The organism is Pseudoalteromonas undina (assembly GCF_000238275.3).
Lineage (GTDB): Bacteria > Pseudomonadota > Gammaproteobacteria > Enterobacterales > Alteromonadaceae > Pseudoalteromonas > Pseudoalteromonas undina.
In genome coordinates this window covers 264,032-289,719 of record NZ_AHCF03000003.1, presented here as the reverse complement: position 1 = coordinate 289,719, position 25,688 = coordinate 264,032, and the positions used below count along the sequence as shown (strand labels likewise).

General features: G+C 40.2%; 23 protein-coding genes, 4 tRNA genes and 1 pseudogene. 10 read left to right on the top strand and 18 right to left on the bottom strand.

The window, feature by feature from the left end:
* Positions 1-56 precede the first annotated feature (56 nt).
* Positions 57-476 (top strand): CBS domain-containing protein, encoded by a 420-nt coding sequence (locus PUND_RS04935; protein ID WP_010387564.1) that lies wholly within the window; start codon positions 57-59, stop codon positions 474-476.
* Between the two features lie 157 nt (positions 477-633).
* On the top strand, positions 634-996 hold the full coding sequence (locus PUND_RS04930; protein ID WP_010387563.1) for a DUF2237 family protein: 363 nt from the start codon (positions 634-636) through the stop codon (positions 994-996).
* A 33-nt stretch (positions 997-1,029) separates the two neighbouring features.
* Here the strand turns inward: PUND_RS04930 and corA are convergent, their stop codons facing one another.
* On the bottom strand, positions 1,030-1,986 hold the full coding sequence (gene corA / locus PUND_RS04925) for a magnesium/cobalt transporter CorA (protein WP_010387561.1): 957 nt from the start codon (positions 1,984-1,986) through the stop codon (positions 1,030-1,032).
* A gap of 347 nt (positions 1,987-2,333) precedes the next feature.
* On the opposite strand from corA, the gene dps reads away from it, so the two are divergent.
* Together dps and PUND_RS04915 are read left to right on the top strand one after the other, a co-directional pair.
* On the top strand, positions 2,334-2,858 hold the full coding sequence (gene dps, locus PUND_RS04920; protein ID WP_010387559.1) for a DNA starvation/stationary phase protection protein Dps: 525 nt from the start codon (positions 2,334-2,336) through the stop codon (positions 2,856-2,858).
* Positions 2,859-3,112: 254 nt separating this feature from the next.
* On the top strand, positions 3,113-3,565 hold the full coding sequence (locus tag PUND_RS04915) for a c-type cytochrome (protein WP_010387558.1): 453 nt from the start codon (positions 3,113-3,115) through the stop codon (positions 3,563-3,565).
* Between the two features lie 54 nt (positions 3,566-3,619).
* On the opposite strand, the gene PUND_RS04910 is transcribed toward PUND_RS04915, so the two are convergent.
* On the bottom strand, positions 3,620-4,330 hold the full coding sequence (locus PUND_RS04910) for a VC0807 family protein (RefSeq protein WP_010387557.1): 711 nt from the start codon (positions 4,328-4,330) through the stop codon (positions 3,620-3,622).
* 297 nt (positions 4,331-4,627) lie between these two features.
* On the opposite strand from PUND_RS04910, the gene PUND_RS04905 reads away from it, so the two are divergent.
* On the top strand, positions 4,628-5,953 hold the full coding sequence (locus PUND_RS04905; protein WP_010387556.1) for an MFS transporter: 1,326 nt from the start codon (positions 4,628-4,630) through the stop codon (positions 5,951-5,953).
* An 84-nt stretch (positions 5,954-6,037) separates the two neighbouring features.
* On the opposite strand, the gene PUND_RS04900 is transcribed toward PUND_RS04905, so the two are convergent.
* Both PUND_RS04900 and PUND_RS04895 read right to left on the bottom strand, forming a co-directional pair.
* Positions 6,038-6,748 (bottom strand): hypothetical protein, encoded by a 711-nt coding sequence (locus tag PUND_RS04900; RefSeq protein WP_010387555.1) that lies wholly within the window; start codon positions 6,746-6,748, stop codon positions 6,038-6,040.
* Positions 6,749-6,828: 80 nt separating this feature from the next.
* On the bottom strand, positions 6,829-7,683 hold the full coding sequence (locus tag PUND_RS04895; RefSeq protein WP_010387554.1) for a hypothetical protein: 855 nt from the start codon (positions 7,681-7,683) through the stop codon (positions 6,829-6,831).
* A 318-nt stretch (positions 7,684-8,001) separates the two neighbouring features.
* Between PUND_RS04895 and PUND_RS04890 the strand changes: the two genes are divergently transcribed.
* Genes PUND_RS04890 through PUND_RS04880 form a run of 3 tightly spaced genes read left to right on the top strand, consistent with a single transcriptional unit; the run spans position 8,002 to position 9,837 of the window.
* Positions 8,002-8,634, top strand: coding sequence for an energy transducer TonB (locus PUND_RS04890; RefSeq protein WP_008111380.1), 633 nt, complete (start codon positions 8,002-8,004; stop codon positions 8,632-8,634).
* A gap of 14 nt (positions 8,635-8,648) precedes the next feature.
* Positions 8,649-9,239 carry a sigma-70 family RNA polymerase sigma factor gene (locus PUND_RS04885; protein WP_010387547.1) on the top strand — a complete coding sequence of 197 codons (591 nt, stop codon included), beginning with the start codon at positions 8,649-8,651 and terminating at the stop codon, positions 9,237-9,239.
* Complete coding sequence (locus PUND_RS04880) at positions 9,226-9,837, top strand: hypothetical protein (RefSeq protein WP_010387546.1); 612 nt, start codon at positions 9,226-9,228, stop codon at positions 9,835-9,837. The genes PUND_RS04885 and PUND_RS04880 overlap by 14 nt, the downstream gene beginning before the upstream one ends.
* A gap of 20 nt (positions 9,838-9,857) precedes the next feature.
* Here PUND_RS04880 and PUND_RS04875 read toward each other — a convergent pair whose 3' ends face one another.
* The 3 genes and pseudogenes from PUND_RS04875 to PUND_RS04865 all read right to left on the bottom strand — a co-directional run.
* On the bottom strand, positions 9,858-10,580 hold the full coding sequence (locus tag PUND_RS04875) for a retron Ec48 family effector membrane protein (RefSeq protein WP_010387545.1): 723 nt from the start codon (positions 10,578-10,580) through the stop codon (positions 9,858-9,860).
* Positions 10,570-11,793 (bottom strand): reverse transcriptase family protein, encoded by a 1,224-nt coding sequence (locus tag PUND_RS04870; protein WP_041709636.1) that lies wholly within the window; start codon positions 11,791-11,793, stop codon positions 10,570-10,572. Before PUND_RS04870 ends, PUND_RS04875 begins: the two co-directional genes overlap by 11 nt.
* A gap of 653 nt (positions 11,794-12,446) precedes the next feature.
* Positions 12,447-12,995 (bottom strand): annotated as a pseudogene (locus PUND_RS04865) (Na+/H+ antiporter NhaC family protein); the annotation flags it as partial.
* Between the two features lie 834 nt (positions 12,996-13,829).
* On the opposite strand from PUND_RS04865, the gene PUND_RS04860 reads away from it, so the two are divergent.
* Positions 13,830-14,279 carry a carboxymuconolactone decarboxylase family protein gene (locus PUND_RS04860; RefSeq protein WP_010393059.1) on the top strand — a complete coding sequence of 150 codons (450 nt, stop codon included), beginning with the start codon at positions 13,830-13,832 and terminating at the stop codon, positions 14,277-14,279.
* Positions 14,269-15,006, top strand: a complete 738-nt coding sequence (locus PUND_RS04855; protein ID WP_010393061.1) for a helix-turn-helix domain-containing protein — start codon at positions 14,269-14,271, stop codon at positions 15,004-15,006. Before PUND_RS04860 ends, PUND_RS04855 begins: the two co-directional genes overlap by 11 nt.
* A 97-nt stretch (positions 15,007-15,103) precedes the next feature.
* Here PUND_RS04855 and PUND_RS04850 read toward each other — a convergent pair whose 3' ends face one another.
* The 11 genes from PUND_RS04850 to recJ form a co-directional block, all read right to left on the bottom strand.
* Positions 15,104-16,480, bottom strand: a complete 1,377-nt coding sequence (locus tag PUND_RS04850) for a Na+/H+ antiporter NhaC family protein (protein WP_021033151.1) — start codon at positions 16,478-16,480, stop codon at positions 15,104-15,106.
* A gap of 107 nt (positions 16,481-16,587) precedes the next feature.
* Entirely contained in the window at positions 16,588-18,252 is a 1,665-nt protein-coding gene (gene pbp4b / locus PUND_RS04845) for a penicillin binding protein PBP4B (RefSeq protein WP_052024234.1), read from the bottom strand.
* A 4-nt stretch (positions 18,253-18,256) separates the two neighbouring features.
* Positions 18,257-19,432, bottom strand: coding sequence for an exo-beta-N-acetylmuramidase NamZ family protein (locus PUND_RS04840; RefSeq protein WP_010391513.1), 1,176 nt, complete (start codon positions 19,430-19,432; stop codon positions 18,257-18,259).
* 607 nt (positions 19,433-20,039) lie between these two features.
* Positions 20,040-20,116: transfer RNA gene (locus PUND_RS04835), tRNA-Arg, on the bottom strand.
* 43 nt (positions 20,117-20,159) lie between these two features.
* Positions 20,160-20,236, bottom strand: a tRNA-Arg gene (locus tag PUND_RS04830).
* Positions 20,237-20,282: 46 nt separating this feature from the next.
* Positions 20,283-20,359 (bottom strand) — tRNA-Arg (locus PUND_RS04825).
* Between the two features lie 35 nt (positions 20,360-20,394).
* Positions 20,395-20,487, bottom strand: a tRNA-Ser gene (locus tag PUND_RS04820).
* A gap of 128 nt (positions 20,488-20,615) precedes the next feature.
* Positions 20,616-20,798: a hypothetical protein gene (locus tag PUND_RS04815; RefSeq protein WP_010391514.1), complete on the bottom strand. Its 183-nt coding sequence runs from the start codon at positions 20,796-20,798 to the stop codon at positions 20,616-20,618.
* Between the two features lie 354 nt (positions 20,799-21,152).
* The gene (gene lysS, locus PUND_RS04810; protein ID WP_010391516.1) at positions 21,153-22,688 is read right to left on the bottom strand and encodes a lysine--tRNA ligase; all 1,536 of its coding nucleotides are present in this window, start codon (positions 22,686-22,688) and stop codon (positions 21,153-21,155) included.
* 26 nt (positions 22,689-22,714) lie between these two features.
* Positions 22,715-23,813, bottom strand: a protein-coding gene (gene prfB / locus PUND_RS04805; RefSeq protein WP_109874146.1) for a peptide chain release factor 2 whose coding sequence is annotated in 2 segments (ribosomal slippage) — positions 22,715-23,737 and positions 23,739-23,813 — 1,098 coding nt in all. Because the reading frame shifts where the segments join, the coding sequence is not laid out codon by codon here.
* Positions 23,814-23,958: 145 nt separating this feature from the next.
* Complete coding sequence (recJ, locus tag PUND_RS04800) at positions 23,959-25,680, bottom strand: single-stranded-DNA-specific exonuclease RecJ (RefSeq protein ID WP_010391519.1); 1,722 nt, start codon at positions 25,678-25,680, stop codon at positions 23,959-23,961.
* Positions 25,681-25,688 lie beyond the last annotated feature (8 nt).

Genomic DNA, 25,688 nt, shown 5'->3' with positions numbered 1-25,688 from the left:
CTTAAAAATAGCGCTAATATAAGCTGATACACCACAGATAATATAAAGGAATAAACATGAGTCAAAACGTTACAGACTTAATGACACCGAACCCATTTTCAGTGAACGTAAAAAGCACTTTGCATGACGCACATAATTTAATGAAAGAAAAAAACGTTCGCCATATTCCTGTTATTGACGAAGACGGCGCATTTGTCGGTATGCTCACACAAAAAATAATGGTCGCCAAAGTCATGGGTATCATGGCAACGTTTGGTGCTAATGCATTACAACGCAAAGAAAAACTCACAAAAGTAGAAGATATTATGGTGAGTGATTTTATTAGTGTAACCCCAGAGCAGCCGCTATCAGATGTCGTTAAATTTTTTGTAGATAATCGCCACGGTTGCATGCCCGTTGTGAGCGAGCAAGGTCAGCTAGTAGGTATTTTAACGTCTTCTGATTTTGTACGTTTAGCTGCAGCACTGCTCTCGTAAATATTCTTCTTTAATGAAAACTGTATTTAGCTTTGCCAAATGCAGTTTTTACTCACTTAACAGATATATAAAATTAACAGCATAGATAGCTAAGTCACTAACAGCCTGTTATGGTAAACACCCTGCTTTTAATGGTTATTACAAGGTAAGTTTTCATATGGCTAATCAATTAAATGTACTAGGAACTCGCTTACAACTTTGCTGTGGTAACGGTGGCTATACCCGTGAGGGGTTTTGCTATGTACCAGATTCAGACTTTGGCAATCATAGTGTATGCGCCATTATGACCGACGAATTTTTGCAGTTTTCCAAGGCGCAAGGCAACGATTTAATTAGCCCTAATCCTTTGTATGATTTTGCTGGTTTAAAAGCTGGCGATAAGTGGTGCTTATGTGCGATTCGTTGGTATCATGCCATTGCTGCGAACGTTGCTCCTCCTGTGGTACTTGAAGCGACAAACCAAAAAGCGCTCGACATTATTCCGCTTGAAGTATTAAAAGCACATCAGTATCCCGGTTAATGATTTGAGCGCTCAGCTTGCAACATTAAAGTATTACAACCACCCTTTATGTTTAAAAAATAAATAAGGGGCGAAGCCCGACAGCAACATAATGCCAATTGCAAATGGATAACCCCACTCCCAATGTAACTCTGGCATTATATTAAAATTCATACCATACACACTAGCCACTACTGTAGGCGGTAAGAAAACCACTGAAGCAATAGAGAAAGTTTTGATAATTTGATTTTGTTCAATATTAATAAAGCCCTGCGTTGAATCCATCAAAAAGTTTATTTTATCAAACAGAAAGGTACAGTGTGACATTAAGGTTTCTATATCAAGTACGATTTCTCGAAGTGACTCGCGCTCATCATTTTGCGCGCCTAAACGACGTATTAAAAACGAAATATTGCGTCGAGTATCCATTAAACATAAACGCACTTTACCATTAGCATCTTCTAAACGAGCTATGCGACCAACCGCTTCTTCTAGGTCTGAGTTATCTTCTTCAAGTACATATGCGCTAAGCTTCTCTAATTGATGATGCATGTCTTCGAGCATATCAGCATGGTTTTCAACTTTTTGATCAAATAAAGTAATTAATAACTGTTTTGCCGTATCACATGCCACCTGACCTTTGCGCGCTCTTAAGCGCAATAGTCTAAAGTCAGCCAGTTCTTCATCACGAATAGTAAGTAAGCAATTGTTTTGCAACAAACAAGCTACAGTCACAGTATTGAACCGTCCTTCGTTAGGTGACATAAACAATGCATGTACATGCAAACCTTCGCTATCGATAAAGCACCTTGACGACGTTTCAATCTCTTCTACATCGACCGAATCAGGAAAAGTTATATTGAGCGTTTTTGCAAGCGCATTTTGCTCCTGCGGTGTTGGATTAATAGTATCAATCCAATGTGCATTCCTTATGGATACTTCAACAGGAGTATCGGGCAACGGCTCTAACTCTTTGATCACTCCTTGCTCGATGGAAAAAAACCTCAGCATACACTTCTCCTTTAATAGATCTTTGGGTTGAGTATATGTAACAGATCATTAATCAACAATGACAATACCTCCATTAGAACAACTATAAAGAGCAAGCTATTTGCTAACAATTTTTAGCACTTCGATTTTGCAGAATTTACAAAAAAGTGCATATTTTTCATACCCTTTTAGCTAAACACTCCTTAAAAGTTTATTAAATAAAAATTAAACCCTTAAATTTCAATTACTTAAATTAAATAATCTATCGGCATGCCCATTGCTTCTATTAGTACAAGACGTGTTCGTTATCGCAATTAAAACACTCACTTGAGTAAAGCGAACACTATTTTAAAATAGCAGGAGGAATAATGAGTAACAGTAATAATGCAAACAAAGTCGCTGAATTTACCGCTCCCGGTGTAGAAAACGAATCAGCAAATAAAGCAATATCTGTTCTAGAAGATCGCATGGTAGCGCTAATTGATTTACAGCTAACTTTAAAACATATTCATTGGAATGTAGTAGGTCCAAACTTTATTGGCGTACATGAGATGCTAGACCCACAAGTTGAAACTGTGCGTGAAATGACCGACACCATAGCAGAACGTATCGCCACTTTAGGCGGCGTGCCTGTTGGTACACCAAAATCAATTGTCGATCGTCGTTCATGGGAAGATTACGCTATCGGCAAAGGTTTAGTAACTGAACACCTAGCCGCCTTAGATAAAGTATATAACGGCGTTAACGGTGATCACCGTAAAGCTATTGAGTCACTCGGTGATCTTGATCCGGTATCTGAAGATATGATCATTGCGCAACTTGCAGAGCTTGAGCAATACCAGTGGTTTGTTCGCGCCCATATAGAATCATCTACGGGTCAATTGAACAGTTAATATTTAAGATAAACGTTTAGTTTACGAAGCCCAGCAAGTTGCTGGGCTTTTTCATGCTTGTGATGTTTCATTCCATCATTAATTATCATTCAATTCTTTAGTTATTCTCCTTGAGCATATATGCACAACAATTAGGCTATTCGCCACTCTTTGACTACACTCAAATTAGGCTATTTCTTAAAAGAAGCATTTGTTGACGCAAATGAATTTGCGTTAGTAATGCGTAAAATTAATTTGAGAATACAGGAGCTCTAATGAAATACACTCCACTAATCGTGTGTTTAATTGCACTCACAGGCTGTGATAAAGGAGTTGATTCTCCACGAGGTTTTAGCTTGCCAGAGGGGAATGCAGAACAAGGTAAAGCCGTGTTTTTAAAATATAAGTGCTTGGCATGTCACACCCTTGCAGGCGTTGAAGATAGCAGCGTAACAAAACATGACGATATTTCTATTAAGCTAGGAGGTAATAAAACCAAAATAATTACTTATGCTGAGCTGGTCACGTCAGTGATAAACCCCTCACATCGGTTTTCTAGGCCTTATAGACCCGACGCCAGAAATGAAGATGGCAGCTCAAAAATGACGGTATTTAACGATACCATGACCGTATCTGAACTCACCGACTTAGTCACTTTTTTACAACCAAACTATAAACTTATTCCGTACCACAGAACTAATTACCAACTTTACTCTCACTACAAGTAAATATTGATAGCAAAAAAAACCGTTGTTAAGCAACGGTTTTTTTATGCGTTTTATCTACTCGGCATTTACCATATCTTCAAACTTCATACCGGTCAGCTTGGTCAGCACTTTAATCACATAAATAAAAATTCCAATCAGCATTATCATAGATGGAATCGCGATCACTGGATAACTCAATAGCGTCATTTCACCAAGTTGCTCGTTAAATTCCACGCTACCTGCTGGGCTAGTAACAATCCATTTAGCTAAGAGGTAATTCATCGTTGATGAAAACACAAAGGTCAGCGCTAATAAGTAATTAGCATTAGTAATCTTTTGTTTAAAGTTTTGCGTATTGCCGCGCTCATCAAGGGCATCGTAAATAGTGTCTAACTTAAATAAAAGTGAGTTTAATAAGAGCTTGGCTAGCAAGGGTTTACCAAAAAAGCCCGACATCAGCACGGTAAAACCAATGATTGCTGGTATAGCCGCTTCTTTAATTGCTAACCACTCAACATTAAGCTCAAACAGCGCAATACCACCGGTAAGCAAAGTACTTAAAAAGCCCAAAAGTGAAATAAAATTTAATGAGCCCGCTTTTATAAAATCATAAATACCGTAACTAATAGGGAATATAAGCGCCACAATTAAACCAATCACGCTGCCTAAATATTCAGGCCCTGAAAATTTCATTAAAATGACTGAAGGTATGATGATATTAAATACGATTTCGATAAGCGGATTATTCTTTTTACGCTTATTTATAGCTTGATTATCACTGGTCATTTTTAATTCCAAAAAATATTACTGCTGCCATTAGCTCCTCTCTAAAGAGTAAGTAATGCTGAAAATTATCTTTATGCATAATACCCGCAATACACTCGCTATTCTAGCATCGCACTTAACCGTCCGATTTTTTAGGTCGCTATTTTATCCAAAGCTATTTTTATCAATAAATAATTTATCGACCGCTCTATATTCTTATACTGAGTATTCATTATTACAGAGCACATTTTTTACAGCTTGGAAAACCTTCATGCTTGCTCTAGTATCTAGTTGTCTTAGCTCATAATTTGCATCTTAATGAAATCATTTCCATCACTGTATTTTGCCAATTTATTTTTAATTATTGGTACCGGCTTACTTACAACCTATTTAGCCCTTTACTTAGGTAAACAAGGCACGTCTACGTTTTGGATAGGCCTAATGACCTCGTGTTATTACCTTGGCTTATTACTGGGTTCAAAACTTGGCTATCATTTAATTAAATCGGTGGGTCACATCAGAACCTTTGCAGCAAGTACTGCGGCGGTTACTGCCTGTGTGGCCGCACACGGAGTAAGCGACAATCTATATATATGGTTAGGCCTTAGGCTTTTTGTTGGCTTAGGGATGATGTGTAATTACATGGTGCTAGAAAGCTGGCTAAACGAACAATCAGCGCCTGAGTCTCGCGGGCGAGTCTTCTCTTTTTATATGATCACCTCTTACTTAGGCATGATTTTAGGCCAACTAGCGCTCGCACAATTTCCTGAGCTAGGGTATGCACCGCTATTTTTAGTGTGCATGGCGTTGGCTATCGGTATTATTCCAATTTCTATCACTCGCAGAATTCACCCCAAACCCTTAAAGCCGATAAAAATGAGCCTGTTTGATTACGCTAAAAAAGTGCCACAGTCGCTTACTGCGGTGCACTTTGCAGGCATTATCAATGGTAGTTTTTATGGCCTAGCGCCTATATTTGCTAAGCTATCTGGCTTTGGTGCCGCAGAAATTGCTATTTTTATGTCGGTGACTATTTTTGCTGGTTTGCTAGCCCAGTGGCCAATGGGGATGCTCTCTGATCGCGTTCGTCGTAGCGTATTAATTCGAACTAATGCAGCAGCTATCGGTGTTGTAAGTTTGGCATTGTTTTTATTGCCTACTTCACAACTAATAGCTTACATACTCACTTTTATCTTTGGTTTATTTGCGTTTACTTTATATCCGCTTTGTTCGGCGCTAGCTAATTCGCGTGTTGAGGACGAAGAGCGCGTAGGCGTATCATCTGCATTATTAGTCGCTTTTGGCGCCGGTGCAGCAATAGGCTCAACAGTTAACGCACAGCTGATGACCTACTTTGGTCACCAAGCATTGTATGCGTCAATTTCGCTATTAACCGTGGCTATGTACTTACTACTAACCTTTATTAACTCTAAACAAAAAGTTGAACAGCCAGAGCCCAGTGATTATGTGGTCGGTACATCCGATGTTACCAACTCGCCACTTGCAGCTACGATGGATCCGCGCATTGAAGAAACTACCGCGCAAGATCAAATGTTGGTAGTAGATGAAGATGATGATGAATTTTTTGTGCATCCCCAAGGGGAGCTGTTTAAAGATCTTCACGAAGATGACGTGAAAAATTAACTTATACTGCTTTTAATGCTTTCAAAACACGCTAAGCAAACATCAATTAAGGGAGTAATTATACTCCCTTAATTGTTTTAGCTTTTAAGCAAACCCTGTTTCAATATCTCGAAAAGTCCACTTCCCATTTGGATCTGCAATATCAATTAATTCGCATGCCTTTTTATTCCATGCAGCCAAGCAAGTAATATAGTTTGTTAGTTGGTGATATGCACGATCAGGGGCGTCAGGGCGAATTCTCGACATAGTAAACCCTGAATAAGTAGCACCACTACCAACCCAGCTCACAATTGAAGAAGCAACACTGCCACCAGGAACAGCAAAACCAACAGTTGTAGTAACAAGGCCTAAAATAGTTGCTGCTTTCTCAACACTATTACCTGTTTTCATAATATCTTCGTTTATCACTGGGTGTAATAAAGCTAATAGATTGATTGCTTGGGGCTGATTTGAGGCAATAGCAACATCGTTAGATGTTTTTGCAACACTACCAGGCGCTGAAGCGCCGCCACGCATAGCTGGAAGTAAGCTATTAAAAGATTTTTGACTATTATTGCTGGTAGAAAAAACAACTGATTGTGTCGTTAAGCCACCGGCTTTAACACGCTTTTGATCCCTAGGAGTTACAGTAGATTTATAGGTGCGTTGTAAGCGGCGATAAACCGCTGCGCTGCACTGCGTCATTTGGATTGCCAAAGCGGCTTGCTCTTTGAAAGCTCGCCCAATAGCGCGCTCGGAAAGTTGAGTTAGCTGCGCTTTTTTCTTCAGCACATTTTGACCAATGATAATATCCAAAAAAATATCCTTATTTATTATATGATAAGCCCGATTCTAGCATAATGCTAATCAGAGATAACAGCTCAAAAAGCAAAACTTTATTGGCTTATCTGTGGCTTTATATCGCTTAAATCTAAATGGATAGTCATTTCAAAATTATCAGGCTGTACAGCAACATCACTCAAACCGGTTCTCGCAAAATAATCTTCAAAGTCTTGCTGATATTTAGCCGAAAACTGCGTATACGCGGTAATAAACAAACTCAACTTTTTAGCTATTATTGGATAGGTAGCGGCAAGTTCCCGCAGTTTTTCAGGTTCAGCAAAGGCAAATTCAGCATAAATATTAAAGTCGTTTCCGACAGAGGTTTTACCATAATCAGACAAAAAGCCTGCGTTATAATCGGGTGCAGATTTATACTTTGTAAGCGCGTCAAAATTAGATGCTGCGGGCTCCCAGTCTTTAGGCAGCAAAGCTTGCCATGCAAAAATAACGAAAGGTGAACGTATATAAACTAACGAGCTTAATTCATGATGAACCCCTTTCAACGAATTTTCGAAATTAAAATTCGTGCCATTCCATCCTGAGAGATTAACTAGAATTATGGAATTACTTGAATAGGTTCCTCCAGCAGCAGCCCCCTCTATAAGCATAGGTCCAGAAAGGTAAATAGCGTCAATTGCTTCAGCAACAAACCCTGGAGGATAGGTCGTTAATGCGGCCTCAATACCATCGAGTGACTCAGAAGCATCTGCAAGCGTAGTCATTTCCATTTCAAGAATTGGAGGCTCTCCATCACTAACTGCAAATTGTTCAGGGAAAAATAAACGGGGTTCACCAGCTTGAATGTCTACTTGGTGTGTTTTGGATAAACGATTAGCTTGCTCTGTTTCACTTTCGAAATATGAACACGCACTAACAAATAATAAAAAAACGAATATTGCTTTTTTCATTTATAAAATCCTTTTTAATGAGCATGCCTGAATGTTGCCACCGCCACTACTGAGAAGTAAAATCTAACAACAGCAGGGAAGCAACTTAAAGCTCTAAATTTCATCTACCTAGAGTAAATAAAATAGAAAATAACAGGCAAACCTTAAATTAACTACATTCTTTTTAGCCAACCCAAAATAAAAAAATCAAGAGACCTTTTATATAGGTTAAATACTACCCCTGTATTTTTAATAAAATTTTAAAACTATTTAACCCCTTTTCTATTTTTCAGCCGTTATAGCTCTGAAACAACATAATAAGTTAATTTGGAGCGGCTTATGCACACACTTGAATTTCCTAAAAACCCCATGTTCAAAACATCAACAGCTGTTATTGGCGGTGCTGTGATGACCTTTATTGCATTTGCCTTTATGCAATACTTAATTAGTGGCGAACAAAGAGCACCTATAAAATTGGGTGATGATATTACTGTTGAGATTTTTCAAGCACCAGAAGATAAACAAACCACGCATATTAAAAGAATACCGCCACCACCCACACCTAAAGTGCCGCCTAAAGCACCACCACGTGTAACACCTAGTAATGAGCCAATAACAGCAATAAGCACAGCACCACCCATAGTAATTGACGGATTTGGTAACGATATGAAGCAAACACTGACCCGTCCTACGGGAGATGCTTCACCCATTGTGCGCATAAATCCAAAGTACCCAACTAGCGCAGCTCGTGATGGTATAGAAGGCTGGGTGCAACTTAGCTTTAATATTTCACCCACTGGTGAAGTGATTGATGCCACGGTAGTAAATTCCGAGCCAAAACGCATATTTGATCGCGAGGCACTTCGCGCCATTAAACGCTGGAAATATCGTCCAAAAGTAATTGAAGGTGTGGCACAATTACAAACAGGTCAAACCGTACAGCTTGATTTTAAATTAGACAGTTCGCAGTAAAGGAATAAGCGCCTATGCTATTGAGTATTAAGTCATGGTTATTTGAAGCGCCAAGCAAAGACTGCATGGCGCGGTATGCAAAAAGTGGCGACAACTGCCACTTAGAGCAGCTTATTGCCTTATACAGTAACGATTTATATCACTACCTAGTTACCCAGTCTAATACACAGTTAGCCTACGATATAAGCCAACAAACATGGCTCAAAGTAATCGAAAAGCGCCATCTGTACCAAGCGCAAACCACGCCTAAAGCCTGGTTATTTCGACTCGCACGTAACACTCTGATAGACGAATACCGCAAACAGCAACATTTTGTCGAGCTTGACGAAAACAGCCAACTGCCTGCGCAAAATAACAATCAAAGTGAATTAACAAGTAGTGACTCACACATAGGCGACACATACATAAGTTATGAAGCGTTTAATGCTGCGCTCAAGCAACTTAGCTTTGTGCAGCGCGAAGCCATCACCTTACAACAAGAAGGCTTTAGCCTTGCCGACATAGAACTTATAACGCAAAGCAACGCCCAAACCATAAAAACAAGGCTACGCTACGCCAAACAAAACCTAAAACAATTATTAGGAGATTATAATGAACAAGCCTGATGAGCAGTTTGATGAAAAGCTCACACAACATTATAACGAGCGTAAAGCACGCACCAGACTTTCGCACGCTCAGCAACAGGCGTTAAAACATAGCGTAATCCAAAAACAACCTAAAAAGCTTGGCTTTGCCCTGCAACTCACAAGCCTTACCTGCGCATTGGGCTTACTGGCTTTTATAGTGCTCGACAGTAACAACGTGATAAATACTGTCCCTAAAACCGTATTAAACACCATAGACATACACGACTACTCGTTTATAACAACGCATGAAATAGATCAAACAGGTAACTACGCAAGCACTATAACGCAACAAAAACGCGCGCTCGACACCCAACTAGCAAACGACTTACGCCGCCATCAACAACACCATATAGAATACGGCACGCTCGTAAAGGTCGACAACGACTGGTACATAGCCAGCTGCAATGACGAGGTACTGGTACAAATTAAGCAGTCACTGCTCAGTGATTTAAAGGGAAGGCACGCAGTAGAAAGTAATATAAATACGGGTGACATACTCGCTATGGCACATAACAGGAAAGGACAGATTATTGCGCTGAAGCATGCTGGAGATGAGGTTAAGATGTGTGGGGCTTAAACACTAAATTAAAATAGGCTCTAATTATATTTTTGCTTTTTAATTAAACTAGGGCCTTTTTTACCACAAAATTCTTTATTAACTTTATTAATAATATCAAAAACAGACTTTTCAGCTTCCTTTAGATTATTTCTTGGTGAACGAGCTAATTCAATTCCAATTTTTCTTAATACTTTTATCATTTGTGTTTGGTGATTTTTATAATCAAAAAAAGTTGCTTTTGTAGACTCACCCAAAAAGTAATTATTCGACTCTTCAATCAAAAGGTTAATGTCATTAATAAGCATTTTATAATTATCTGATATATCTAACTCTCCAGCTCTAGAGTCAGGGTAAATCAAATTATACCATTTTAGAGTATCTATTTTTTTTACATTAAGTACTTTCATACTCTGAGATTCAGATATTAGATAATCTTTAAAGGTATTTAAATTAGTCAAGTGGATGGTAGTCTTGGCTGCTTTAGTAGTACTTATATAGTTTTTTAGTGCGTAGTAAAAACTAAAAATGGTAACACCGGTTAATAAGGCTTTTATCAGGTAATCAAATACATCAACAGCAAGCTTAAATTTCTCGAAAAACGAACCAATACATTCAAGAGATAAGCAAATCGGCATTTGAGAAAAGTTTTCTTGTTTATATATATGGATAAAAACACAAAGTAATATAACTAGAGCAGCAACTAGATATACCTGTATCATTAATTTAAAAGACTCAAGAGGGTCGATATCTTTAAATTTCACCTGGTTTTACCTCTCTTAATCTATTTCTTAAACTTTTTGCTTGCGCTTTAAAAGTTCTCTGTAAAATATTTAATTCGAAATGTGCCAAGTTATAAATTCGTTTATAAGAGTATTTATATTTGTCATTAGGATGATTTTTTTCTAGTCGATAAACAAGTTTATTACATGTAATAATGTCTTTGTGTGAAGGTAAAGGGAGTATTTTAAGAACCCTTACAAGAAGTTGCTTGGCTTTGTTGTGGCCTATTCTTTGCATTCTATTTATTCTTCCCATGCACATAGCATGGCTTTTTCTATAGTCCCTACTTACTCGATAAGCAGAGCATTCGGCCAACCTCTCTAATCCTCTAACAGAAGCTCTTATTTTTGAAATCTCATTTTCTGGTAATCTTGGTTCCTTAAAATTAACACGTAAACCGTGAACTAACGTTGCAGAGTTACTGTGATTCGAGATAATTAACTTATCTTCATTTATAGGAAGGTTTTTTTTAAGTAACATCTCTTTAATTAGGCTTATTGCTAAACTAAAATCATAATTACTATGAAAGCTTGATACTGTAATGTCATCTACAAGACGTGTGTAATTCAACTTTTTTTTATGAAGTCTTTGAACTAGTTTAGGCTCAACATCAAAAAGAGCTGCAGAAGCAATGAAGCTAGAAGTGAGTCCACCCTGAGGGATTTTGTCTTCATAAGTACAAAAATCAGCTAAAATGCTGGAAACGTCATCTTTATACTTTAAAACATTTTTAAAGATATTAAATACATCTTCTCTATGAATATTTTCATAAAAATCACTAATATCAACTTTTAATACACTTTTTCTTAAGCAATGAGTTTTCGCACAAGATATATAATCTCTTGATTGTAACTCTAGCTTCCCCTCGTTTAAATAAAAAGTATTAGGCACTGAACCATATAGATATGTTGGCCATAAAATAAGACCTTCTTTAGGTTTTTTAGGGTTGAAAATTCGAGAGTTAATCATTCTTTGAATTTTACGAACTAATGGGTCAGGATCATAAACTAACCGCTCCACCCCTGAGCTTTTAAAAGTACCAACAACTTTTCTATACGCCTTACCATTTTCGAGTAAAGCATAAAATTGTGTTATCTCTGAATCAGTAATACTCAAGGTTCTTTTTAATACGCCTAATGAAGGAATTGAACGAGAAACTCGTTTTTTTACATAATACTGATAATCTAAAGACACAAAAATCCTTTTCATGATGTAGGCCTGGCAATCCATACAATAGGAGTTAATATCTAGCCGCTTTTAAATAAATGATGATATTGAAAGGTTTAGACCTAAATACTAACTTGCCAGGCATACCATATTGGCTGCAGTCGCTTGCCGGCTCAGACAATGCGGCAGGGCAGCCCCTTGTTGTTTTAGTAGATCCGAAGACATCTAAAACAGTCATCCGAAGATAACAGTACCTATCATAAAAAATCACTTAAAGCGGAATGGCGATGCGCCACTGCTCCTGTTAGATTACCACCCTAATAAATACTGTCAATATGAATTCATACTGAACATAAAGTACGTAAGGCTTTAACTTTACATAAAAGCCTTTTGACTATTTAAACAATTATGTCCGTTAACAAACTGCAATAACTACAAGCAATGATGGTAAGCACAAGCTTGGATAAGATTTTAAGCTATATTTAACTTTTCGGGCTCACACCCGACGCGCTAGCAAGCTAAGCGCCTAAAAAACAGTGTATACGTTCGGCTTTAAAGCTGTTAAATAAACTGGCGTTCCGTTGGGTTTCGTGTCACTCAACCCAACCTACGTGTAAATAAAAAAGCCTGCGATTAAGCAGGCTTTTGAATGTTTGGAACTGTCTTGCTCTGAAATGTGTTTATAACACAATTAAGCTCGTTACTAGGTACGCTACAAACGTAAGGCCGCCGCCTACTAACGCATAAGGTAACTGGGTTTTAACGTGGGTGAGTAAATCACAACCTGAGGCGATGGCCGATACTGCGCTGGTGTCGGATATAGGGGAACAATGATCGCCAAATATCCCGCCACCTAAAATAGCGCCTACCACCAGCGATGGCGGTAAACCAAGCGCTTGAATAAGCGGTACGCCAATGGGGATAAGTATGGCAAATGTGCCCCACGATGTACCTGTAGTAAACGACATAACCGCACCGGTTAAAAACAGCACTGGCACTATTAAATATATCGGTAAGTAATCGCCAACCAAAGATGCCACAAACACGCCTGTACCTAGCTCTTTTAAGCTTGCGCCTAAGGTGAGCGAGAGCAATACAATACTTACCAGTGGGAGTAATTCGCCCATGCCTTTAAAGCCGGTATCGACTAATTGGTGGTGGGTAAACTGGCGCGATCCAATCATTAAACAATAGGCTACAACAATAGCCAACACCGTAGCATACAAAAGAAATGCATAGGGTCAGGTCTTGCATCTTGCCAAGACCAAACACCAACCTCACGTTTAACACCCTTCCCCCGTCATCACGTCCAGAAAATAAGTAATTGATGAGTAATATCGCGCATGGCAGGATTTTGTTCCCGACAAATCCTAAGTACCTACATCCATGTAGGCAATGCGCGTTAAGGCGAAACTAGGCCATGGGTGAAAAGCGTAGCTTTGAACGAGAGGCCATGGATGGCCGAACTGGGGAGCGTACAGGATGTGTAAGTTGGCGTATCTTCGCCGTTTACGTTCACATCAATTATGTTTTGAAGGATTAAGTGTGATGCTCGGGTGGCGCTGGGAGAGTCCAGAGAGGGGCCAGCGGCAGCCCCTCTTTGGCTGTAGTCGCCAGCGCGAAAAAACCTTGAATAAGGTTTTTACACAGTTAGTAACACGCGCTAGAAAGCTCAGTACCTAAGATGGTCAATCTATCACGGGTGTTAAACCCTTCGTGGCTAAAGCCGTCTCCTACTACCAATATTTAACCTCTGTGCAGCGAAGCGCCTCTGTGCCCTCAGTGGTGAAATTCGCTTTTACTCCTCCTACAATTTAAACAATCCCCTAGTGATTTTATCGTTGTACTCTAGCCACCCAAATGGTGATTTGTATCTTGGGATCGACGCCATAGGTATTTACCATATAGAGCCAAAGGGTAAGCTTTAGAAACTAATACACTGATCCTTGCTATTGCCAGAGCTTTTTTACCATTAACTTATTAGCGAAAGTCGCTTTTTTGCAATTATTTTTATTTACTCGTCACTAAACTAGATAACTGTTATTTATCTATTAGGAACGATTATGCAAAGAGCTAATTACTATACAGTTGAACCCGAGTTAATGACCTACTTGATTAAGCAAGAAGCACTGATCAAACGGAAAGTCGAAGCAAGCTTTGGATTAACAATTTGGGAGCTGCTAAAACTAAGAACATCACAGTTAAACCAATGTGCGTATTGCTTAGCAATGCATAGCAAACAAGCGCTGGAGTATGGCGAAAGTATTAACCGTATTATTGCCCTCAATGCGTGGCAAGACACGCCTCTTTATAACAAGAAAGAGCGTGCTGCATTAGCGCTTTGCGAAAAGTTAACCTTGTCACAGAACATTGATGATGACTTTTATCTTGTTCTTGCCGAGTTATTTGATCAACCAAATTTAGTTACCCTCACAGTGGCAATCAATGCTATAAATAGCTGGAATCGCATGGTGAAAATGTTTAAACCGACTGTTGAGTTTAATGAACGATAAACTATTACTTGAGCTTTATAGTCCAACGGGCAATATCGCAAATTATGTACAAGCACTTTGGTTTGCTCGCGCCCAATTTTCAGGTGAGAGCTGGCTCCCCTGCGATGGTGCCCAAGGGGTGATATTTTTAATTTCTGGGCAGCTTAACTTAGCTGGCAAACCATTAAATCTCCCCTATTCCATGCAAACCATATCAACTCAATCAGAAAAAGTGACATTTACTGCAGGCTCCATTTTTTGTGGGATCAGGTTTAAGCCCGCAGGGCTTGCTCACCTAAAAAAGGTTAATCATTCCCTTGTTGCCCCAACCACTTTAACGGGTATTGCACAAGCGCTTAATCAACATGCGAGTTTAGATTCATTTATTGATTTATTATCAGTACACTTCAATGCACCAGAAGTACATCATCATACTATTGAGCATACACGAACACTGATCCATAAAATAATCAATCTTACTCCACTTACTACTGCTTACGATGATAGCCCAAAAGGCAGACGGCAATTAGAGCGTTACGTTAAAAATACCTGCGGCATTACCGCCAAACACTTAGCACGTATTTACAGAGTCAGGCAGGCCAAAAAATTGATAAAAGAAAACCCACTGCTAAGTTTGGCACAACTCGCTCTTGAATGCGGTTTTGCTGATCAATCCCATCTAAACAATGAATTCAATGCCATTTTGCAAATAACTCCCGCCAAATATAAAAAGTTAATTCATCAGTGAGTGCTGTGTTATTGCTGCTATGACAAACAAAAAAGCCTGCATATTTGCAGGCTTTAAACTCACTCACTTTGTTGGGTTTCGCTACGCTCTAGCCAACCTACAAAACAATTAAGCTCGTTACTAAGTAAGCTACAAACGTTAGGCCGCCGCCCACTAACGCATAAGGTAATTGGGTTTTAACGTGGGTGAGTAAATCACAACCTGAGGCGATGGCCGATACTGCGCTGGTGTCGGATATAGGGGAGCAGTGATCGCCAAATATCCCACCACCTAAAATAGCGCCTACCACCAGCGATGGCGGTAAACCAAGCGCTTGAATAAGCGGTACGCCAATGGGGATAAGTATGGCAAATGTGCCCCACGATGTACCTGTAGTAAACGACATAACCGCACCGGTTAAAAACAGTACTGGCACTATTAAATATATTGGTAAGTAATCGCCAACCAAAGATGCCACGAACACCCCTGTACCTAGCTCTTTTAAGCTTGCGCCCAAGGTGAGTGAGAGCAATACAATACTTACCAGCGGGAGTAATTCGCCCATGCCTTTAAAGCCAGTATCGACTAATTGGTGGTGGGTAAACTGGCGCGAACTAATCATTAAACAATAGGCCACAACAATAGCCAACACCGTGGCATACAATACCGATTTTGAACCACTGCCCTCGGCAAGTACGCCGTTACCAGTGTAAAACATAAAACCGACCATGCTCACAATCAGCGTAAGTAATGGCACCAACATAAAGCGTGCTTTAGAACCTTTTACTTCTTCTTTTAGCTCGGTTGTTTGTAGCTCTAGTTTTTGCTCGGCTACTTTCATTGGGCCATGTACTTTATCAAAGGCAATGGTATAAAAAACAATAACCAAGGTGATTATGGCGTAAAAATTATAGCCTACACTGCCCCACAATACCGATACCGCCGACTCGCCTAATTCGTAATTACCTAACAAGCCCAGTACAAATGCACCCCAGCCATTTAATAAAATTAAAATACACACAGGGGCGCTGGTGCTATCGATTATGTAAGCTAAACGCGCGCGGCTCATTTTAAATTTGTCGAACAGGCCGCGAGATAAAATACCCGAGGTAAGCACACTTAAGTTTGACTCTATAAATACCGCAACGCCGGTAAACATAGTTAAAAAGCCCACTTGGCGCTTACTTTTAGCAACGCCTTTGTTCATTAGTAAATTAACGGTAGCAGCAACACCGCCAGACTCGCGAATATAGGCAAGTAAGGCACCTATTAAAATACTAAATATGAGAATACGGGTATTACCGGGGGAACTGGCCACAGCAACTATGCGCTCAATGCTATTTAAAAACGTAGTAAATACGCTATTTCCTTCACCTTGTAGGGCAAGTAAAAATTCCGATGAAATTACCGCAACAAGCAGTGCCATAATGACTTCTTTGCGCCAAAACACAATAATAATGGCAATCAGCGGTGGCAAAATAGAATACCAATGCATAAACAAACCTTTTTAATTTTTATAATAAACGCGGCTTTAACAGCCTTGGTTAGTTAATAGTAAGCAGTTAACTTAATAGATTTACACCATTAAGTCACTCACTGAGTTTACTGATTTAACAGCGCCTCATAAATTAATGAAACAATAGAACCATATTGAGCTGTTTCATAGTTTTTACCTACAAACTGATAACGTTTTTCACTACCTTTAATTGGTGAATGGCGTGCATTGGTAAGTAAGATGATGGCTAAATCGTAAGCGGGATCAATCACAGTTACTGTGCCAGTCCAACCTGTGTGTCCATAAGCTTGTGGGCTGGCATACGGGCCAAAGTGCCAGCGCCGCGCTTGATTATTTCCTGCAAGACGAAAGCCTAAGCCGTAGGTTTCATCGGTACTTTGTGGGGTTAAAAACTGCGCCAAACTACTGGCATTAAAAATTTGCTTATCGCCGTAACCGCCCTTGTTGAGTAACACTTGGCATAAAACGGCTAAATCGGGGGCATTACTAAATAGTCCTGCATGACCTGCTACACCATCAAGTGAATAAAAAGCACGCTCATCATGTACCTGCCCTTGCAATACATTGGTGCGAATATTATCAAAATGAATACGGCCATCGCGGGTATTTCCACTTAGCTCCGTGGCGGCAAACTGCTGACGATTAAAGCCTTTTTTAAGCGGGTTAAATAAAGTGTTGTTAAGCTTTAAAGGCGCGTAAATATGCTGCTCTAGGTATTCGTCGAGCGGTTGGCCGCTAATACGCTCAATTAAAACTCCTAAAATCATGTAATCAATATCAGAGTAAACATGCTGAGCGCTTGGCTCACTGGCTAGTGGTACGCTGGTAAGTAGTAATTGTTTAGTGGTGTCGCTGGCTTGTGAAAAAAAAGCTTCGCCATAGCGGGTGTCTTTTCGATGAAAATCAAACACCGGTGGGTAACCGGCTTTATGAGTGAGTAAGTCTTTAACTTGGCGCAGCTCTCGTCCATCGCCTTGGTATTCTGTTAGGTAATCACTCACTCTGTTATTTATGTTTAATTGCCCTTCGCTTACTAGTTTCATTAACGCAAAGTTAGTAGCAAATATTTTTGTGTTTGAGGCTAAATCAAAGAGTGTATTTGTTTGCATGGGCTCTGGGCGTAACAACATTAAGTCATTTTGCTGATATTGCTTGGCATCACCATAAGCGGTTAATTTTAATATCTTACCCGCTTTAATTACCGCTAATACCGCACCAGGAAAGCCCGCACTTACATCTTTTTCTATTAGCTTATCTACCGCACTAAAATCAATGGTTTTAGCCACTGAGCTATTTAGAGTAGCAAAGGCAAATCGCAGAGTTAAACTGCCGTCAGCAGGTTGAATGTTATCAACCTTAAAAGTGTTAACTCCGTTGTGAGTGTACTGCCCTAAATTAAAGGCATACTCAGTATTTTTTTGCAGGGTATCAAGCGCTAACTTTTTATTATTAATATAAATATCAGCACTTAAGGCACTTTCATTTTGTAGTAATAATTTTCCGCGCCCTTTATACGCTTTAAAGGTGCCACGATTATTTACATATTCTCTGCTGCTGGGGTTGGACTCAGGAAAGGTGGCAACCACCTGAGCATGAGCGAGGCTTTGTATTTGATTAGGAATAAACGGGCGCTGAGATTTAATTGCACTGCTTGCGCCACTGCAACCGGTAATAATAAAGCAAAGCGCAATTGTCAGCGCGTTAAAAAAAGTACGCTTTGCTAACACGGAAAAATTTAAATACACACCCATTCCTTTATTGGTAGAGCAAATAAGGCGCTCTTTGCTGTTTAAATTGCTCAAGCCCCGCTTGCCAACTTTGTTTAATTTCCTCAGCTGATCGCCCCGCTTCTATGGCAAGCCTGAGCTGATCAGTTCCTGCGAGTTTATCCATAAAGTCGGCACGTTCAAAAAACGGCTGTTTAGCCTGAGTCAGTTGCTGGTAAGCATTAATTAAATAATTTAAGTTTAAGCCAGTGGTATCACTATGGCGTAAATCAATCCCTTTCACCATCTGGTTTTTAAATTTAGGGTCAAGCGCTGCGCCTTTTATTGAGCGAGGGGTAAAGCTAAAGTCCCCAAGTGCTATCGGTGAATAACCAATAACCTGAAATGCAAAGTCGGTACCTCTACCTATGCTAACAGGGGTTGCCTCAAAAAAGCACAGCGAGGGATAAAGCGCTATTGACTGATCGTTGGGTAAATTAGGGCTTGGTTTTACCGGCAAACTATATGGTGTTGTGCGGGTGTAATGATCAACAGCAATGACGCTCAGCTGTAACTCAGCCGCTTGATTTAGCCAGCCCTCGCCTTTGATCATTTTAGCTAGCTCGCCTACCGTCATACCATGCAGTACAGGGATTGGGTGCATACCCACAAACGATTTAAACTGCGGCTCTAAAATTGGCCCGTCAATGTGGCTAATATTAGGGTTTGGCCTATCTAGTACTATAAATTCAACGCCTAGCTCAGCAGCTGCTTCCATCATGTAATGCATAGAGCTAATGTAAGTATAAAAACGTACGCCCACATCTTGAATATCAAAAATAATGATATCAACATCGCTTAGCACCTTGGCGCTTGGTTTTTTGTTTTTACCGTAAATAGAAATCAGTGGAATGCCGGTTTTGCTATCAACGGCGTTTTTAACATACGCTCCCGCGTCATGATCGCCTCGAAAGCCATGCTCAGGTGCAAAAATTTTAGTAATATTGATGTTTTTAGCCAGCAAGCTATCAACTAAATGCGTTTGCCCCACTACAGAAGTTTGATTAACCACAAGCCCTACACGCTTATTTTTTAATTGCGGTAAGTACAAAGCAAACTGCTCTGCACCTACGGCGATTGTATGTTTAGCCTCATTTACGTGTGCGGTAACAGTAAAAAGTACGCTTAAAATAAATAAGAATATAAAAAATACGGTTTTAAACATACAGCAAGATCCTTTTAAACAAGACGTTCAAAATAACACAGCCGAGTTTAAAGAGCAGCTTAGGTTTTAGGTTTTAGGTTTTAGGTTTTAGGTTTTAGGTTTTAGGTTTTAGGTTTTAGGAATGAGAAGCTGCGCTGCTAATATAAGCAAGTTCTTTGTATATTTAAGTTTTTAAAGCCGTTATTCACAAAGAGGTTAAGAGGCGCTGCGCTTTTAGAAAAGTGGCTGAATGTAAAATTTAGCGGTGTGCATAATTGGGTTTAACTAATACCTGAAAGCTTTCTCAAATTTCAGGCACAAAAAAACCGACTTAATGTCGGCTTATTTATGAAAGAGGTGGACGCAGGACGTATCTTGTAAGAGTGAACCTCTGACCGTCTGGTTCGTAGCTAGCTACTTTCCCATATTCACTTTATTTTAGGCACAAAAAAACCGACTTAATGTCGGCTTATTTATGAAAGTGCTGGGCGCAGGACGTGTCTTGTAAGAGTGGACCTCCGACCGTCTGGTTCGTAGCTTACTACTTTTCCATATTCACTTTATTTCAGACATAAAAAAACCGACTTTCGTCGGTTTCTTTTCTATTAACTTTAATAGTAATAGAAAGTGGTGGGCGCAGGAGGATTCGAACCTCCGACCGCCTGGTTCGTAGCCAGGTACTCTATCCAGCTGAGCTATGCGCCCACTTTCATATTTACTTATTTAAACTCTAAGTGAGAGTTGAAAGTGGTGGGCGCAGGAGGATTCGAACCTCCGACCGCCTGGTTCGTAGCCAGGTACTCTATCCAGCTGAGCTATGCGCCCACTTTCATTTTTGCTTGTTTTAACTCTAAGCAGAGTGTGTAAAGAGTGGTGGGCGCAGGAGGATTCGAACCTCCGACCGCCTGGTTCGTAGCCAGGTACTCTATCCAGCTGAGCTATGCGCCCATCTTTACATTTACAAGATTTCGCCATTTAAAAAATGGTGGAGAGGGAGGGATTCGAACCCTCGATAGAGCTACAAACTCTATACTCCCTTAGCAGGGGAGCTCCTTCGGCCACTCGGACACCTCTCCGTCTTGTGGGGCGTATAATAAAGATTTCAGAAAATATGTCAAACACTTTTCTGACAAAAGTGACTATATGGCTATAGATTGCACACATGTCTGGTTTTAAAGTGTAATTAGTTTGAAAATTAATCAGGTTAGGTATTTGGAGTGCTTGAGTTTACACCCATCACTGGCACTAGTTCATCCGTAAGTTCAGCAAGATATTGCTCTTGGTAGCCCAACTTTTGAAACTCGGCAATACACGCGCGGTAATAAGCTTGTCGCTGTTGCTCTGTGGTGCTCTCATCGGGTAAAGATTCTACTTGTTTAACTTTCATATTATTTATCTAAGTCCTTTAGAAATTTTTATTTTTTACGACTAAGAATGACCGTGTACAAATTTCGGCCATATTTTAGCTAAAAAATTCACATAAATACAACATAATGTTTAAAAAACAATCATACCAAAAAGTTATAGCACTGCTTTAATGTTGCTAAGCAGTGAGGCAACTTTATGATAATGAAACTGAATTAAAGGTTAATATCCCTTTGTACTTACATTTTATTATCAGTGTAGTACTTATTAATTAAAAGCCCTAATATAAAGTTTAGGCAATGTCTCACAAACAATAAGGCAAAAAAAACGCCGCTAATTAGCGGCGTTAATAATTTTATAGTTTATTCCTTCAAGCTTAGTCAGCTTGTGGGCGCATGTGCGGGAATAAAATAACATCTTTGATAGTTGATGAGTCAGTAAATAGCATCACTAAACGGTCAATACCTATGCCCTCACCTGCCGTTGGTGGTAAACCATACTCAAGTGCGCGAATGTAGTCTTCGTCATAATGCATTGCTTCATCATCACCAGCGTCTTTCTCTTCAACCTGACGAGTAAAACGCTCAGCTTGATCTTGTGCATCGTTAAGCTCTGAGAAACCATTTGCTAATTCACGACCGCCAACAAAAAATTCAAAACGATCAGTTACAAATGGATTTTCGTCGTTACGACGTGCAAGTGGAGATACTTCCCACGGGTAGCCTGTGATAAATGTAGGTTGGATAAGCATATGCTCAGCCGTTTCTTCAAATATTTCACATAAGAATTTACCTGGACCCCATACGCAGTTTTCAGGAATTTTAACGTGTACTTGTTTAGCGTACGCTTTTAATTCTTCAAAGTGGTTTTCTGGGTCGTTAAATACCGCTGCATCAAACTCTGGGTTATATTTTAAGATAGCATCTGCCATGCTTAAACGCGTGAACGGTTGACCAAAGTCATACTCGACTGAATCAACAACTTCGCCGTTTTCATCTTTAGTGGTGTTAACCACAATTGGGCTGCCCAGTACGTTAGTTGCAACTGTACGTAACATGTCTTCGGTGATGTTCATTAGATCAATGTAGTCAGCATACGCTTGGTAGAACTCAATCATAGTGAATTCTGGGTTGTGGCGTGTCGATAACCCTTCGTTACGGAAGTTACGGTTAATTTCGAATACGCGGTCAAAACCACCTACCACTAAACGCTTTAAGTAAAGCTCTGGTGCAATACGCAAGTACATGTCGATATCAAGCGCATTGTGGTGTGTTACAAACGGACGTGCCGTCGCGCCACCAGGAATAACCTGCAGCATTGGCGTTTCTACTTCCATAAAATCGCGGTCTGCTAAAAAGCGACGAATGCCTTCAACTACTTGTGAGCGAATACGGAATGTTTCACGCGTTGCTTCGTTAGTAATTAAATCAACATAACGTTGGCGGTATTTAGTTTCTTGATCTGATAAACCATGGAATTTTTCTGGTAATGGGCGAAGTGACTTAGTCAGCAGTTCGTACTCTGTCATTTCTACGTATAAATCGCCTTTACCTGATTTGTTCAATGCGCCTTTAACACCAATAATATCGCCAATATCAAGCTGACCATATTTTGCTTTTAAATCTTTTTGAACGTCTTTTGAGGCATATGCTTGTACACGGCCTTTCATGTCTTGAATAGACATAAATGGACCACGTTTAGCAAGAATACGACCTGCAATCGATACCACATGCTGTAATTCGATTAGCTCTTCTTTACTCTTATCACCAAACTCAGCCTGCAAATCTGCCGTGTAATGCTCACGACGGAATTGGTTTGGATGACCGTTGGCTGGGCAATTTTCGCGAATAGCGTCTAATTTGCCGCGACGCTCAGCGATTAACTTATTTTCGTCTTGGATTTGATCAGTCATTTTTTAGCTCTTTTTTAGCTTGGTGGTTATAAACCAGATTTTAAGCTGGCTTCAATAAATTTATCTAGGTCGCCATCGAGTACCGCTTGAGTGTTACGGTTTTCAACGCCAGTACGTAAGTCTTTAATACGCGAGTCATCAAGTACGTATGAACGAATTTGACTCCCCCAGCCAATATCAGACTTGTTGTCTTCTTGACTTTGCTTTTCAGCATTTTGCTGTTGTAGCTCAAGCTCAAATAATTTCGCTTTTAACTGCTTCATTGCTTGGGCTTTATTTTTATGCTGCGAGCGCTCGTTTTGACACTGCACCACGGTATTGGTTGGTACGTGGGTAATACGTACTGCCGATTCAGTGGTATTTACGTGCTGACCACCCGCGCCTGATGCACGGTAAACGTCTATACGTAAGTCAGACGGATTAATATCAATCTCAATGTTGTCATCAACTTCTGGGTAAACAAACGCAGATGCAAACGAAGTATGACGACGGCCACTTGAATCAAATGGGCTTTTACGAACTAGGCGGTGTACGCCTGTTTCAGTGCGTAACCAACCATATGCATACTCACCAGAAAAACGTACCGTTGCGCCTTTAATACCAGCAACATCGCCATCGGTCGCTTCAACAAGCTCTACTTTAAAGCCTTTTGCTTCACCCCAGCGTAAGTACATACGCAGTAAAATATTACACCAGTCTTGTGCTTCAGTACCACCAGAGCCTGATTGTAAATCAAGGTAGGCATCGTTTGAATCGTGAGAGCCTGAAAACATACGACGAAACTCAAGCCCTTCAAGCTGCTGGTTTAAATCAGCTAGTTCGCTTTGTGCTTCATCAAAGGTGTCTTGATCTTCAGCTTCAACAGCAAGCTCTACTAATCCTTCAACATCGTCAGTACCAGCAACAAGGTTATCGATTGTTTCAACCACGGCTTCTAGTGCTGACTTTTCACGACCAAGGGCTTGTGCGCGCTCAGGCTCATTCCATACGGCTGAATCTTCAAGTTCGGCGTTAACTTCTTCTAAACGTTCTTGTTTAAGAGCGTAGTCAAAGGTACCCCCGAAGCAGTTCAGTACGTTCGCGAATTTCCTTGATTTGATTAATCACAGGATTCACTTCAAACATGTACATTACTCCAAAATGGCTAGGTTATTGCGCACTTAAAAAAGAGACCGAGCGCAATTAAAAATCATTAAATAATAAAAACGCCCGATTTTAACAAAAAACCGCGCGTTTTATTAGCCTTTTATGCATGGTTTGAAGATATTTTTTAGCCCACTTTTTCAAGCTCTCTAACTATAAGTTGTAAGCTAAATTTACCTCTAAATTCATTTATATCGAGCTGATACGCTACTTTAACAAACTGCGCCTCAGTATCTGGCCACGCTTTTAAATCAATCCCAAAGGCAATGGCATCCACTAAGCGTGCAGACTGATGCTTTAATACTAGCTTTAAGTGTTTTTCACCCACAATACGCTGTTGGATTACTTCAAAGGTGTGTTCAAATATCGGCTCAGGAAACTGCTGCCCCCACGGGCCCGATTGTTTTAAAAGCTGGGCAAAATCCATGCTAAAGCAATCATTAGGTAGCTCACCATCGGTAAATACAATACAGCGTTTACTTTCTTCACTGAGTTGCTCGCTAACTGCACTATCAAATGCGCGTTTGAACTCAGCAAATTGCTGCTCGTTAATACTTAAACCTGCCGCCATTGCGTGGCCGCCAAATTTATTAATTAAACCAGGCTGCGCAGTGTTTAAACCTTCAAGCAGGTCGCGCATATGTAAACCTTCAATAGAGCGACATGAACCTTTTATTTCACCGTTTTCGCCACCCGCAAATATCACGGTTGGGCGGTGGTACTTTTCTTTTAAGCGCCCCGCTAAAATGCCAATAACACCTTGATGCCAATCGTCTTGATACAAACAAATAGCATCAGGCACACTATCTTCTTTAAATGCCAATCTATCGAGCACGGCTTGCGCTTCTACTTGCATGCCTTGCTCAATTTCACGTCTGGCAAAGTTTAAGCTGTCAAGCTCACCGGCTATGCGCCTTGCTTGATTTATGTCGTTGCTAAGTAAGCAAGCTATACCTAGGCTCATATCATCTAAACGCCCTGCTGCATTTAAACGTGGCGCCAATGAAAAGCCAAAATCGCTGGCACTCAAACGAGCTGCATTGCGATTAGCCACTTCAATCAGTGCGGTGATACCTGGGCGGGTTTTACCACTTCGAATACGTGCCAAGCCTTGATGCACTAACGTACGGTTATTCGCATCCAGAGCCACCACATCGGCCACCGTACCAAGGGCTACAATATCGAGTAAGTCAGCAATATTTGGCATAGGATGTTGGTTAAAGTAGCCTTGTTCACGCAGCGCACTTCTCAATGCGATAAGCAAATAAAACGCCACACCAACACCAGCTATCGACTTAGAGGGAAAATCACAGTCATGACGATTAGGATTAACAATAGCATCGGCACTAGGCAGTTGCTCGCCTTGTAAATGATGATCTGTAACCAGCACTTTAATGCCTGCGGCTTTAACAATATCAATCCCTGCAATACACGATATACCGTTATCTACGGTGATCACTAAATCGGGCTGCATAGTGACTATTTGCTCAGCCAATGCTGGGCTTAAGCCATAACCTAAACTAAAGCGGTCTGGCACTAAATAATCTAAATGGGTAAAGCCAAACATGGCCAACCCTTGCATTAAGGTGGCGGTGCTGGTTGCGCCATCGGCGTCAAAATCGCCAACAATTAGTATTTTACTTTGTGCATGCAGTGCATCAATTAATAGTTGGCTGGCTTTGTCTATATCTTTAAATAGCTTAAAGTCGAGCAAAGTGGCCGCACTATTATTTAATTCATCAGCATGGCAGACGTTACGCGTGGCATAAATTTGCTTAATAACAGGATGTAGATGACTAGGTAGATGAGAGTCGTCAACGGGTTCTCGCGCAATGATCATTTTTTTCATGCTGGTTT

Coding starts and splice junctions, on each gene's coding strand:
- PUND_RS04915 (WP_010387558.1), top strand. CDS start 3,113: ATGAAATACACTCCACTAATCGTGTGTTTAATTGCACTCACAGGCTGT.
- PUND_RS04910 (WP_010387557.1), bottom strand. CDS start 4,330: ATGACCAGTGATAATCAAGCTATAAATAAGCGTAAAAAGAATAATCCG.
- PUND_RS04850 (WP_021033151.1), bottom strand. CDS start 16,480: ATGCATTGGTATTCTATTTTGCCACCGCTGATTGCCATTATTATTGTG.
- PUND_RS04815 (WP_010391514.1), bottom strand. CDS start 20,798: ATGAAAGTTAAACAAGTAGAATCTTTACCCGATGAGAGCACCACAGAG.
- PUND_RS04840 (WP_010391513.1), bottom strand. CDS start 19,432: ATGTTTAAAACCGTATTTTTTATATTCTTATTTATTTTAAGCGTACTT.
- PUND_RS04905 (WP_010387556.1), top strand. CDS start 4,628: ATGAAATCATTTCCATCACTGTATTTTGCCAATTTATTTTTAATTATT.
- PUND_RS04890 (WP_008111380.1), top strand. CDS start 8,002: ATGCACACACTTGAATTTCCTAAAAACCCCATGTTCAAAACATCAACA.
- corA (WP_010387561.1), bottom strand. CDS start 1,986: ATGCTGAGGTTTTTTTCCATCGAGCAAGGAGTGATCAAAGAGTTAGAG.
- PUND_RS04895 (WP_010387554.1), bottom strand. CDS start 7,683: ATGAAAAAAGCAATATTCGTTTTTTTATTATTTGTTAGTGCGTGTTCA.
- recJ (WP_010391519.1), bottom strand. CDS start 25,680: ATGAAAAAAATGATCATTGCGCGAGAACCCGTTGACGACTCTCATCTA.
- PUND_RS04880 (WP_010387546.1), top strand. CDS start 9,226: ATGAACAAGCCTGATGAGCAGTTTGATGAAAAGCTCACACAACATTAT.
- lysS (WP_010391516.1), bottom strand. CDS start 22,688: ATGACTGATCAAATCCAAGACGAAAATAAGTTAATCGCTGAGCGTCGC.
- pbp4b (WP_052024234.1), bottom strand. CDS start 18,252: ATGGGTGTGTATTTAAATTTTTCCGTGTTAGCAAAGCGTACTTTTTTT.
- PUND_RS04935 (WP_010387564.1), top strand. CDS start 57: ATGAGTCAAAACGTTACAGACTTAATGACACCGAACCCATTTTCAGTG.
- PUND_RS04930 (WP_010387563.1), top strand. CDS start 634: ATGGCTAATCAATTAAATGTACTAGGAACTCGCTTACAACTTTGCTGT.
- PUND_RS04855 (WP_010393061.1), top strand. CDS start 14,269: ATGAACGATAAACTATTACTTGAGCTTTATAGTCCAACGGGCAATATC.
- PUND_RS04885 (WP_010387547.1), top strand. CDS start 8,649: ATGCTATTGAGTATTAAGTCATGGTTATTTGAAGCGCCAAGCAAAGAC.
- PUND_RS04860 (WP_010393059.1), top strand. CDS start 13,830: ATGCAAAGAGCTAATTACTATACAGTTGAACCCGAGTTAATGACCTAC.
- dps (WP_010387559.1), top strand. CDS start 2,334: ATGAGTAACAGTAATAATGCAAACAAAGTCGCTGAATTTACCGCTCCC.